The sequence below is a fragment of the Candidatus Jettenia sp. AMX1 genome (assembly GCF_030263775.1).
Lineage (GTDB): Bacteria > Planctomycetota > Brocadiia > Brocadiales > Brocadiaceae > Jettenia > Jettenia caeni.
In genome coordinates this window covers 1-12,207 of the sequence record NZ_SZPP01000011.1, presented here as the reverse complement: position 1 = coordinate 12,207, position 12,207 = coordinate 1, and the positions used below count along the sequence as shown (strand labels likewise).

Annotated in this window: 14 protein-coding genes; 4 read left to right on the top strand and 10 right to left on the bottom strand. The window is 39.2% G+C overall.

Features of this window, described 5'->3' with window-relative positions; all coding sequences use genetic code 11:
* Positions 1-108: 108 nt before the first annotated feature.
* From FBQ94_RS03840 to FBQ94_RS03825, 4 genes are all read right to left on the bottom strand, one after another.
* Positions 109-1,701 (bottom strand): multiheme c-type cytochrome, encoded by a 1,593-nt coding sequence (locus tag FBQ94_RS03840; RefSeq protein ID WP_007222439.1) that lies wholly within the window; start codon positions 1,699-1,701, stop codon positions 109-111.
* A gap of 22 nt (positions 1,702-1,723) precedes the next feature.
* On the bottom strand, positions 1,724-2,113 hold the full coding sequence (gcvH, locus tag FBQ94_RS03835; protein ID WP_007222440.1) for a glycine cleavage system protein GcvH: 390 nt from the start codon (positions 2,111-2,113) through the stop codon (positions 1,724-1,726).
* 209 nt (positions 2,114-2,322) lie between these two features.
* Entirely contained in the window at positions 2,323-3,423 is a 1,101-nt protein-coding gene (gene gcvT / locus FBQ94_RS03830) for a glycine cleavage system aminomethyltransferase GcvT (protein ID WP_040544375.1), read from the bottom strand.
* Between the two features lie 18 nt (positions 3,424-3,441).
* Complete coding sequence (locus FBQ94_RS03825; RefSeq protein ID WP_007222442.1) at positions 3,442-3,810, bottom strand: YkgJ family cysteine cluster protein; 369 nt, start codon at positions 3,808-3,810, stop codon at positions 3,442-3,444.
* Positions 3,811-4,009: 199 nt separating this feature from the next.
* On the opposite strand from FBQ94_RS03825, the gene FBQ94_RS03820 reads away from it, so the two are divergent.
* On the top strand, positions 4,010-4,321 hold the full coding sequence (locus FBQ94_RS03820) for a hypothetical protein (protein WP_007222443.1): 312 nt from the start codon (positions 4,010-4,012) through the stop codon (positions 4,319-4,321).
* A 42-nt stretch (positions 4,322-4,363) separates the two neighbouring features.
* Here FBQ94_RS03820 and FBQ94_RS03815 read toward each other — a convergent pair whose 3' ends face one another.
* Positions 4,364-5,032 (bottom strand): rhomboid family intramembrane serine protease, encoded by a 669-nt coding sequence (locus FBQ94_RS03815; RefSeq protein WP_007222444.1) that lies wholly within the window; start codon positions 5,030-5,032, stop codon positions 4,364-4,366.
* A 108-nt stretch (positions 5,033-5,140) separates the two neighbouring features.
* Positions 5,141-5,734: a peptidoglycan recognition protein family protein gene (locus tag FBQ94_RS03810; RefSeq protein ID WP_007222445.1), complete on the bottom strand. Its 594-nt coding sequence runs from the start codon at positions 5,732-5,734 to the stop codon at positions 5,141-5,143.
* Between the two features lie 221 nt (positions 5,735-5,955).
* Here FBQ94_RS03810 and FBQ94_RS03805 point away from each other — a divergent pair, with 221 nt between their 5' ends.
* From FBQ94_RS03805 to FBQ94_RS03795, 3 genes are read left to right on the top strand one after another with little or no spacing between them, the layout of a single operon-like run.
* Positions 5,956-6,933: an ABC transporter substrate-binding protein gene (locus tag FBQ94_RS03805; RefSeq protein ID WP_007222446.1), complete on the top strand. Its 978-nt coding sequence runs from the start codon at positions 5,956-5,958 to the stop codon at positions 6,931-6,933.
* Between the two features lie 24 nt (positions 6,934-6,957).
* Positions 6,958-8,661, top strand: coding sequence for a HAMP domain-containing sensor histidine kinase (locus FBQ94_RS03800; RefSeq protein WP_007222447.1), 1,704 nt, complete (start codon positions 6,958-6,960; stop codon positions 8,659-8,661).
* Between the two features lie 52 nt (positions 8,662-8,713).
* Positions 8,714-9,862 (top strand): adenylate/guanylate cyclase domain-containing response regulator, encoded by a 1,149-nt coding sequence (locus tag FBQ94_RS03795; protein ID WP_007222448.1) that lies wholly within the window; start codon positions 8,714-8,716, stop codon positions 9,860-9,862.
* Positions 9,863-10,010: 148 nt separating this feature from the next.
* Here FBQ94_RS03795 and FBQ94_RS03790 read toward each other — a convergent pair whose 3' ends face one another.
* The 4 genes from FBQ94_RS03790 to FBQ94_RS03775 all read right to left on the bottom strand — a co-directional run bounded on the left by FBQ94_RS03790 (position 10,011) and on the right by FBQ94_RS03775 (position 12,197).
* Complete coding sequence (locus tag FBQ94_RS03790; protein WP_007222449.1) at positions 10,011-10,721, bottom strand: phosphopantothenoylcysteine decarboxylase domain-containing protein; 711 nt, start codon at positions 10,719-10,721, stop codon at positions 10,011-10,013.
* Between the two features lie 166 nt (positions 10,722-10,887).
* A complete protein-coding gene (locus FBQ94_RS03785; RefSeq protein ID WP_007222450.1) occupies positions 10,888-11,313 on the bottom strand; it encodes a hypothetical protein in 426 nt (141 codons plus the stop codon).
* A gap of 544 nt (positions 11,314-11,857) precedes the next feature.
* Positions 11,858-12,049: a hypothetical protein gene (locus FBQ94_RS03780; RefSeq protein ID WP_285442002.1), complete on the bottom strand. Its 192-nt coding sequence runs from the start codon at positions 12,047-12,049 to the stop codon at positions 11,858-11,860.
* Positions 12,000-12,197: a hypothetical protein gene (locus tag FBQ94_RS03775; RefSeq protein ID WP_285442001.1), complete on the bottom strand. Its 198-nt coding sequence runs from the start codon at positions 12,195-12,197 to the stop codon at positions 12,000-12,002. The genes FBQ94_RS03780 and FBQ94_RS03775 overlap by 50 nt, the downstream gene beginning before the upstream one ends.
* Between the last annotated feature and the right edge of the window lie 10 nt (positions 12,198-12,207).

Genomic DNA, 12,207 nt, shown 5'->3' with positions numbered 1-12,207 from the left:
TATTCGTAATACGTAAGTGTTTTGAAAAAGGAGAAACCTGGGAAGCCTTATCAAAGGAGAAATACAGGAATTGTTAATCCCCTTTCCTCATTTATCTTTATAACAGCCTCATTTCCCCCATTCTTTCCGCTTCCATCCCAGCAACATATCGGTATATTCTCCATGCTTCCAGAATGGATAAGCGGTATGCTTTATGCCAAGTTTCTCTTCAATTTCTGCAAAACGTTTAAGCTTACTGGCTTCATCCTTGATCTGAATAAGCCATCGATCCTGAGCCCACTCCCAATAACCATAGATTGGACTGTAATAGGCATTGTGGGATTTGGCCTTGTAAATAGCGCCGACAATATCAACTAACATCTCATAGGTTAACCTTTCGATATTGGAGATATTATACTTCCGCATCTCTCCTTTCCCCGGTAAAAGGCTAAATATCGTATGGCCTCTGGAATCGGGGGCAAGATCGTCAGGCATGGGATCAATGAGATTATCCTTGTATAAGTTCATTACAATACCCATTGCTTCACGATATTTCGTAAAACTTAATTTTACTGCCTCATCCATAGCCTCTAAGTGGTCCTTAGCAAATCTGGGTGAATGACAGCCTTTACAGGCATTTATCCATGCATCACGAGTTGCCTTGTAACGATAGGCACCCCGATCTGCAAGAGAAGTACCCATATAGGTATAAACAGTAGACATCCTGGTAACATTATGTTCTCCTTCGGGCATATGGCAATACGCACACGTTGGAGTCACATAATTTTTGGCATTGAGAGGTTTTGTCCAATCCCAGGTTTGCCCTTCACCCTGATATATCATGCCATGATACGACTGCATATACATCTCATATTCATATTGCTCGGGGCCGGAATGACACACCGCGCAACTGGTAGGTTTTCTTGCTTCAGCCGTAGAAAAACGGTGCCGTGTATGACAGCCATCACACCGGTTCTCGGCAATGGCATGGCAGGCCAAACAGGCAGTTGTCTCTTCGGCGGGTTTCTCCATTTGACATCCCTGGTCTATAAGCTCAAGATGATAGGCGTGGGCGTGCGAGCCTCTACCACCACCATCACGATGCCCTTTGAGTTGTTTCTCATGACATTCGCCACAGATAGTATATGAAGGCATTACAAGCCTCTCATGATTCTTCCCATGACACCGGTCACAACCAACAACCTCCTTACCTTCAGATGGCGTTCCATGCTTGCTTTGCTTCCATTGGGTCACAATGCCCGGACTTTCTCCCCTATGACAGGTGACACATTGCTCATGAGTATATTCACCGGTTACCGTACTACCGGGATGAAAGACATCACTATTAAAATAATATGCAGGGTCATACCATCGTATTACAGGGAGAAATTTATAGAGATGCCCTAATCTTCCCTTCCCCGGAAAGAGTTCTCCCGGACCAGTATAGTAGCTTGCAAGACCACCTGTCTTATAGACGTCCCCTGAATCATCCGCTCCAACCTTCTCTTCCAGAAATTCGGCCATTTCGTGGCGGAATCTCATATTACCGGGTATTCTGTGTGGTGTTGCAGTTGTCTTAACTGATGGTACATCAACAATTGGAGAATTTACATTTTCAGATTGAAGTTGAGAAGAATAGGTAGTGGTTTGAGGAATAAAAAAACTGTATATAAAGAATAAAGAGGTGAAGAATTGCTTTGTAGGAAAATACAGTTTATTCATACAAAATATTTCATTATTAATATTAATGCCCAAATCCGGCAACAGTCTCGTATTGGCCTGAGTTTAACAGTTTATTGAACTCATTTGGGTCTGATATCTCCATATGAAAAAACCACCCTTCACCATAAGGGTCTTCATTCACAAGCTGTGGCTCTTCCTGGACTTTTTGATTAATTTTAGTAACTTTACCTGACAGAGGAGAATAAATATCATAAGCAGCCTTCACAGACTCTACAACTGCGCAGGGCGCGCCCATCTTCACTTCTTTTCCTATCGATGGTAATTCAACGAAGACGATATCTTTCAATTGCTTCTGCGCATAGTCAGTAATACCAACAACTGCTTCACGGGGGCCTATCTTCTTCGCCCACTCATGTGTCTTGGTATAAAATAATTCATTTGGTATATTCATTGATTTAAACTTCCTTTTTGTAAATGGTGAGAGCAGAACTCCATATGCATCAAACTAAAATGTGGAAACGGTGAAGAATAACAAACCACCCGTAACCCCCCTTGATCCCCCTTTAAAAAAGGGGGAAATGGTGAATGTTTTAGAAAAGCGGAAAAAAAAGAAGTCTCCCTTTAGAAAAGGGGAAATCCCTCGTTCCTTCTTTTCTAAACTTATCTTTCTTTTTTAATACTGCGGTAAAACGGGATCTTCACAACACGTGCATTATAGTTATTATTTCTGATCTGAATTTGAAACTCCTCTCCTGTTTTGGCATACTGAGTTTTTACAAAACACAGGCCAACATTCTTGTGTGTGGAGGGGCTGAAGGATCCACTGGTAACCTTACCAATACTCTCATTCCCTTTTAATACCGGATAACCATGACGTGGAATGCCGAGGTCTGTCATCTCAAATCCCACCATTTTTCTGACGGTCCCCTTCTCCTTCTGTCTTGACAGGGCCTCTCTGCCGATAAAATCACCTTTGTCAAACTTTACCGTCCAGTCGATAATCGTTTCAAGAGGGGTTATTGTTTCATCCATATCATTCCCATATAACAAAAGACACGCCTCTAAGCGAAGCGTATCCCTTGCGCCAAGGCCTATTGGATTCAACCCATTCTGCTTATTTTTTTCCAAAAGCAGATCCCATAGTCTCACAGCTTGTTTCGCATCCACAAATATCTCAAAACCATCTTCTCCGGTGTACCCCGTTCTGGAAATTACTATTTGTGTATCATCCCATAGAAAATTATCAAAGGAAAATCTTCTGAGATGATCAAGTTTGTAAGATAAGGTAGCTTCAAGCATGCGACCCGATAAAGGGCCCTGGAATGAGATAAGGGATACACGATCAGTAACATCCTTCATTTCTAATGGTTGGTAGTTTGTTGCTTGTTTTTGTAACCACAAAAAGTCCTTTTCTCTATTCCCGCAGTTTACTACAAGCATGAAGCTTTTATCATGCCATTTGTAAACAAGGATATCATCGATAATTCCACCTTGCTCGTTGCATATAGGCGTGTAGAGAGCTTGTTTATCTGCCAGCCGAACTACATTATTTGTGATAACGTGTTGAATAAAGGGAAGCGCTTTATCTCCTGAAATCTCGAATCTTCCCATATGAGACACATCGAAAAGACCGGCATTTTCCCTAACACAAAGGTGTTCATTAATAATGCTGCTATAGTGGAGAGGCATGGAATAGTCATGGAAAGATACCATCGTTCCATTGAGTTTAAGGTGAGTATCGTAGAGTGAGGTCTTTTTCATAAAGTATAGAGATACTGTTTATTCATCATATTTGTAACCACACGTAGATTTGATATGATCAAAATAATCTTCACTATTATAAGGATACAGTGAACACATATGCGGTTTCCGGTCGTATACCTTACAGAGAGAAAGTCCGTTCTCATCGTACTCGAGATATTGACATTTAAAAGATGCATGGCAGCATCGGCCGCACCGCAGGCAGTTCCCCTTTCTTTTCTCCAGAGAGTGATAAATTTCACGTTTATTGAAGACATAATAAAACCGCCTCCATACCTGAAATAAGAGCGCAGAGCAGAATATATCTATCCTTGATGCTATCTGTTGAACCTTTTGTACTACCCGACTGATTTTTTTTATTTCAAGCTTATTAATGAATTCGGTCATGGATTTTTATCCTTTTTGATTGATAAAGTCAATAAATAGCTTCTTTTTTATATCAAATTTATATATTTTTTATATATTTCAGTCAAGATAAATGATAATAAATTGAGAAAATTATTTATGTGCTCTTATGCTCTATAGCAACCACACTTGTCAAAATTTTACCGTTGACTTCAAAAATGCCTTGTGGAATAATTGCATCATGATTCTCAATCCTCATATATCAAAATTTATCAAAATAGGCGCTGTGTTATTTTGCTTTATGTGTCTTTTTTTTGCCATCAATACGGCATCAAAGTATGAATATCAAAAAACAGAAACTGAGATTCAGAGCAATAAGGTAAGAGAACTTGAGGAAAAGATACGTGAATTAACGATCATAAACCAGGAACTTTTACATATACGCGTGATATTGGCGCAAGACAGAGAACAGTTAATGAAAGAAATCAGCTCCTTACAAAAAAAATATCCCGAATTGGAAGATTGGAAACTTACCTCAAAAAACGAACCTTAAAAAAGACATCTGTTAAGAATGAAAGAATACAGAGAATTCGTGTTAACGGGATTTTGGAAACAATTTTATAAGAATAATGCCTAAAATAAACCCGCCAATATGCGCCCACCATGCAACTCCTCCACTTTCGACTGAAGAAATTGCTGCTGTTCCACTGAAAAACTGAATAAAGAACCAAAAACCCAATACAATTACGGCGGGTAATTCAATAAGCTGCCAAATAATGAACAACGGTAGAATAACGAGCACCCTTGCTTTTGGAAAGCTAATCATATAAGCTCCTAATACACCGGCAATTGCGCCACTTGCTCCTATACAGGGGACTCCGGACTGATAATTGAAGTAAACATGCACAATGGCAGACCCAATTCCACAAATAAGATAAAAGAGGATAAATTTGAATCGCCCCAGCATAGCTTCGATATTATCGCCGAAAATCCACAAATACCACATATTTCCGATGAGATGAATAAAGCCCCCATGGAGAAACATATAGCTAAAAAAGGGAAAATATGCCTCTGCCATACTCATATCAGGAATTTCATCGCGGTAGGATAATTTAGCAGGAATAACACCAAATTGAAAAAGGAAGGATTCTAATTGATGACCCAATGAGAGTTCAAAGAGAAAAACTATCACATTTAAGGAAATAATACTGGTGGTGATAAAAGGAAATACGCCTGAAGGATTTCGGTCACGAATGGGTATCATGGAATCTTGGAGCGAATAGAAGGAACTTGGTTACATCGGCTAAATCCTTCCCGGACCAGACAAAGCTACACAAGCCGTTGTAATCCACATCTAAAACAAAATTCGGCGTTACCACTTAGCACTTTGAGCAAGTACTTTATAATAAGGAAAATTTCTTCCGGGACAGTCCGTATCTTTAATATGCTTATGGGTAATAATGTTTTTTGAAGGAATATGGCACCTGTCCTGAAGATATTCTACCAGCGCTGAAAGAGAAGCCATTTGTGCCGGCGTTGGAGAAGATTCGTTGAAATTTCCAACCAGGCATATTCCAATTCCATAATGATTGTATTCCTTAACACCGGCATGAGCGCCATCGATCTGATTTACCCATCTGTTACCAATCTCGATTTGTCCATCACACGAACCACATCCATTCCCTATCACAAAATGGTAACCCAGACCGTTTTCCCAACCCCTTGTTTCTCTGTGGAATCTATCAAATTCGGCGGCACAACCAGATGCTGAAGCGCTATGATGGATAACGATATACTTCCAGTCCCGCACAAAATAGCGATCTAGCTGTGTGATAATATATGGTTCTTTCTTTGGGAGAGGCCTCATAGGAGTTACTGGTTTGAACGTAGGCGGTGTATAGCAGCCGTATAAGAAAAAAGTGGTAAGAAGAATAAAGACGATATAGCGTTTCCACCGACCTGACATAGACAGTCTCCTGAAATAATGATGTTTAACACTGACGCTGCATGTACATCTGATAAATCTGATACCACACGGGAAGTATATCACATGTGTATTTTTTGTCAAATAACAAATTTTTTATTCAAAACCTGGTAAGCTTGAAAATAACTCAAAATATGATACTATATGTAGTGTGCTATCAATTACTTGATCAAATCAAGCAAAAAAAGGGAAAATAAATCATTATGGTACACAAATACCGTAACACGTTTCGATATCGAAATTTCACGGTAGTACTTTGGTTCATCCTTTCACTTCCCTCTCAAATCTTATGCCACATACCCAAAACGATTGCCGCAGAAAATACGGTTCTTGTTATTCGAAGTCAATCAATTGCAGCCTACAATGAAGCAATTAAAGGTTTTGAAGAAGGATGCAAAGGGAAGAATATCTCTATACAAGCGCTGTATGATTTGAAGGGAAATTTAGAGGAGGGCAAGAAAGTTATTCGGGATCTGAAAGAGAATAAGACGAAACCCGATCTTATCCTGGCTGTAGGTATCCTTGCTGCAACCATTGTAAAAGATCAATTTACGGATATACCGATCATATTTTGTATGGTTATCAACCATGAACGCTTTAATTTACAGGGAGCCAATATTACCGGCATCTCTTCTGAAGCATCGGTAGAAAACCAATTTACTGTTCTTAAGGAATTTCTCGGCGCCCATAAGAATATAGGGGTTATTTACGATCCAATGAAAACGGAAGAGATTGTTTCGGAGGCAAGCCGTATTGCAAAAAAGTTTGAATTTAATCTTATTACAGCACAAATCAGGTCAGACAGAGAAGTAGCTTTCGCATTAAACACGATGTTGAAAAAAATTGATGCGTTATGGATAATCCCTGATGGTACCGTAATTACCAAAGAATCGCTCGAAGCCCTGTTGAAAGGGGCACAGAAACAGCATCTTCCTACCTTCTGCACATCCAGCGCAATTGTAAAGGCAGGAGCATTAATCTCTGTCTCGACAGATTATATCCATACAGGTATCCAGGCAGCGAAGATGGCGCAAACATTATTAAACAGCCCGGAGGTTCTTTCATTGGGTGTTCAACCGCCGGACAAGTTAAAGTTAACCTTAAATACCCAAACGGCAGAAAAAATCGGGATAGACCTTGCATCTATCCAAATGGATCCGGATGTAGTCTTTTATCCATAATCGTTTTTCGGTTGGAAATGCATAATGAGTATCCGTACAAAACTTATCCTCTTTATAAGCACGCTGATAATCATTATCGGAGCGCTCAGTTGTCTCTTCTTCCTCGTCAATTCGAAAAAGCAGCAGGAAGATGCGCTAAGAAGGTTCGGTATCTCTCTTATTATGCTGTTTGCCCAGGATGACGAGGTCAAACACGCGTTGAGTTACACACAACCTGCATTCTTAGACGCCCCTATTAAAAGAATAAAGGCGCTTGATACCGAAGGGGAAATTGGTTATTTGCGTATATCAAATACTCAAAAAATTATGGTTGAAGAAAAAGCCCCCTGGATTACTGCTGATATGGAAAAAATTCCTACAGGTGATACTATTCAAAACCCTGACGTATCGTTTACTAATCGGATGTGGACAAGAGGCGGCATACGGCATATTGATTCTTCCCGGAACCCCGATATATTGATCACGAATAACATCGTTATCTCTTCAATACATGAATTTTACGATTTTTCACTTCCTATCATTGAGAAACATACATTTTCAGAGGAAGAATTTGCTGCACAGATCTTAGGTGAAGCTGATGCCGTTAAAGAAGATAGGCATATTCTGGGATTTGTACAAATCGGATTATCACGGCATAAGTTACATGAAAGGATTCATGCAATCGTTCGAAGAAGCATTATTCCCATGGGGATAACAATCATTGCGGGAGGAGTGTGTATTACCTTCTTTCTCACCAAATATATTATTTCTCCAATAAAACACATGGCAAATATCACACTCGACATCGCGAAAGGGAATCTTACCCGCACGGTAGATATTCGTTCTAAAGACGAAATTGGTCAATTATCTATAAATTTTAATCAAATGACCAAGGCCCTGAATACTTCCTACGATGAAAAAGAAAAAATTATGGTACAACTACGGGAACATATTACTAATTTATTTCAAACAAACAAAGAGTTAACGAAAATAAATGAACAATTAAACGATGCACAGGAACGTTTGGTGCGTTCAGAGAAATTGGCTGCCATCGGTAAATTAGCATCGGGCATTGGACATGAACTGCGAAATCCGCTCGGTTGCATTAAAAATGCACTTTTCGTTATAAGAAAGAAAACCCTACCTACCGGGATGTTGCCTGATCCTGATAACCAAAGAATAAACCAATTAATAGAAGTTGTTGAAAAAGAGACTGAACGAAGTATAAAAATTGTGAATGATTTACTAGAATTTTCAAGAACTACAAAACCTACCGTGTCCCCTACAAATATTCATTCTCTTATTGAATCTTCTCTTTCAAGACTTACTATCCCTGAAAAAATTAAACGAACTGTGCGTATAGAAGAACCTCTACCATTAATAGCGGTTGATGCAACTCAAATCGAACAGGTATTTATCAACCTGATTCAAAATGCGTGTGACGCTATGCCTATGGGCGGCCTCTTAACTATTCATGCACAAAAAGAAAACGGTTCTTTAACCGTTACCTTTACCGATACCGGATATGGCATTCCCGATACTATTAAAAATAAGATATTTGACCCTCTTTTTACTACAAAGCCGAAAGGGATGGGATTAGGGTTGGCTATCAGCTTCAATATTATACAAAGACATGGTGGAAATATTGACTTAAAGAGTAAAGAAGGGGAAGGCGCCAGTTTTATTGTTACATTACCTACAGAAAAGGATAGTAGAACAAAAATCCAGACAACAACATACGCTACCTAAAAATCGATGGCAACTATGGCTTTTCTTAAAACTTAATACACAGATACCTGATATGGCATACGAAGTATTGAATAAAATTTGTATCATGCTGGTGGATGATGACCTCTCCGTCCTGCAAACAACTGCAATAATTTTAGAAGAAGAAGGCTATACTATTGTAACTTGCTGTGGAGGAAAAGAGGCTATCGATAAATTGAATGATACGATCTTTACGGTAATACTCGACATCAATATGCCGGATATGTCCGGCCTGGAAGTTTTTGAGATCATGAAATCGAGAAACCAATACCTACCCATCATTTTTCATACAGGTTATGGTGAGAAAGAAAAAAGAACTGATATCCGTAAACATTTTCGGCCACATGCTTATGTGGTTAAGGGGAGCGACCCGGAGCAATTACTCGATACCGTCGCTGGCGCTGTCGAATCGTACAAGAATATCCTGGAAAATGTTACCTTAAATAATGCCCTTAAGGAGCGAAACGCATTAATTGAGGAATTCAACCGTTCCCTGGAAGATAAGGTAAAAAGGCAAGTGGAAGAAATTCAAAGAACAAGCCGCCTGAAAAGGTATGTCTCTCCGCAAATTGCTGACACTATCATCTCGAACGGAAGCGATAAATATCTGATTAGCGCCCGAAAATTGCTGACAATCTGTTTTGCCGATCTAAAAGGTTTTACCGAAGCCAGCGAAAGCATGGAACCAGAGGATACGGTAAACTTATTAAATGAATATTTCGCAGAGATGACCACTATCATTTTCCGGTACGGAGGTACACTTGATAAATTCATGGGAGATGGTATCCTTATTTTTTTTGGTGATCCCATCTACTGTGACGATCATGATGAAAAGGCAGTCAGAATGGCCATCGATATGCGCGATAAAGTACAGGAGTTGCGGAAAAATTGGCTTAAGAATGGCTGCAATATTGATATATGCTTCGGTATAAATACCGGATATGTCACGGTTGGAAATGTCGGATCATCAATCCAAATGAACTACACCGTTATAGGCCACAGGGTTAATATTGCCCACAGACTCCAATTAGAAGCGAAAGCAGGGCAAATCTTGATCACAGCACGTACACTCGCGGGAATAGAAAATCTGGTAGAAACAGAGGAAATAAAAAATGTAAAACTCAAGGGCATTATCAAGCCTATAAATGTATATAATGTAATAAGATACAAAAAGATTCCCTAATCATTTGACCCCTTCGGGGTTGTTCATATCTACAATCATGTCAGCCCTTCGGGCTTGAAGTATCGTAATTAATGATTGAAACCGAACGGCATATATCGGAGAAGAAGCGTGTGCTTGCCTGGCTGTTTGAGAATGGAGAATTCAAAAATCAGGTATTGATATTCAACCGTTTCGATATCACATCTATGAGATTTTTTGATATGTCTTGTTTGGTCTCACACTCAGCTTTAATTTCTTTATGAGAGTTAATCAAATAAGCACGATGCTTATCCCCTTCAATCTCATCCTGATTATTAGCTACAACAAAGTCCGTACCACTCTCTCTCATTGAGGCATATGCCCTTTCAATAAGCTCATCTCCCGATAGACCTACTTCTAACTTAAACCCTATTAAAAGAGTATCTGGCCATACTGATCGTATGAGTTTTATCACCTTTGGTGTTTTTGTTAAATGTATTGTTAGTTTATCCCTGCGAGAAGATAGTTTACCCTCACTATGCTTTTCAGGAATATAATCCAGCACCGCCATAGCATGTATAATAGCATCAAATGACACTCCTTTTAAGCTTTCCTGAATCGTCATTATCAGATCTTCAATTGTCTCAATCTCAATAAGGGTAAGACGGCGAGCATATTCTTTACTCAATAATGCGCTATCGGGGATTATACTTCCCGTTCCATAAATAAAGGTAACTAAAGCATTCCTCTTGAGAGCTTCGGTTGCAATAACCGCTCCCAACTTACCGGTAGATTTATTACTAATATATCTTACAGCATCTATATAGCCTCTCATCGGTCCGGAAGTTATCATGATATTTTTTCCTTCCAAATCACCATATCCTTTATACTTTTCCACCATCGAATCTAACTCTTAATCCCCTTCTGTAGTAGTAACCTGTAAAAACTTCTTTTTTTGTAAGTTTTTCTTTGTATCCTTTGTGTAAAACCTTGTGTGCTTTGTGGTTAAACTCTTTTTGGTTGCAGCTTTGCTGCACGATGTATCTTCCTGTTATTTGCAAAAATTTTCATATGATTCTAATATTTTCTTCAATATATTGCAATAATAAGACACTATAGGATACGAATAAGGGATTGGGTTTTGGTATAGGCAAAGGCAAAGGCGGCGGTGTTGGTGGAGACGGAGGAGAGTGTACTTGTGCTAATGCCCGTAGTAATATCGCATTATTATATAAATTCAGATGTTTAACGTGTATGGGGATATTTTTACTACAAACAGCTACATTATCTCTCAATTGTTCATCACTATTAACTTCCCCCACACAATCCTCTGACTTTACCGGAAGATTATAAGAACTCTCCATTGAAATTTGTGAGGCAACCCATACTGATGTACCATAAGAGGTACATGCAACAAACAGTGAAAGTAAAACTATTCTATTTAAAAATATGTAAAAACCTGATTTGGCAAAGCTAAAAAGTACCTTTCTCATACATTTACCTTTCTTTCTCTAAGCTTTTTATTAAAAAATTAGGATACGTTATTCAAAATGAATGTTGGATTATATTGGTAGTGTTTACAGAGGATAAGCAGTTACCAATTACAAAACAAGCATACACCCTCAGTAATTTACGCAAATACTTAGCCATATCTATCAATTTTGTACCTTCTTTTGAGTAATTATTTTTATAAAAACAAAAAGCCTTACAATTGACATTCAGGAAGTTTTTATGAGGAGAGGTAAAATTTAATTGATTTTTCCGGAGGATAGAGTGATTTACCCGGTAAAAGCATTCAGAAAAGAAAGGAAAAAGGTATACTGGCGCTGGTGTTTTGAAGAAGACCCAGAGAGTCTCTCACAAAGGAGACAAAAGCTGAATAAATTTATTCTGGTGACTGATACAGAGATTCTAAAAGGTATACAAGGGGGCAATCTTCTGTGGAGACAAACTTTAAATGGGCTAAGAATCCCGCGGCAGCAGCCCCATATGCATCAACCTAACCGCTACCTGGTTTGTTCCCAAACTCTTCCTCATTTACATGAGGACATGGTTTGGGAACTCTGAGAGTGTCACACGATCACAACCATACCCTATTTCCAGCATCTTCTCGTCAAACCGTACGTGAGGTTTTCCCTCATACGGCTTTCCTGTGCTCTTCGCAACAAGGCATATGCACCTATCGGCCTGGATTTGCTTTCGGGTGAACATATCGAATTTGGTAGTCATTGAACAGACCCCATTTTCCGTATATCTCTTCCCTACTCCACTTCCTCCAGCCAAAGCCCTTCAGTTTCTTTCTGCGCATGACAAACCTTCGCACCTTCATCTCCAGGTAATTCCTGACCTTGTTGAAGGTACTAGTACTATTGCCTATCCTGAAGTAA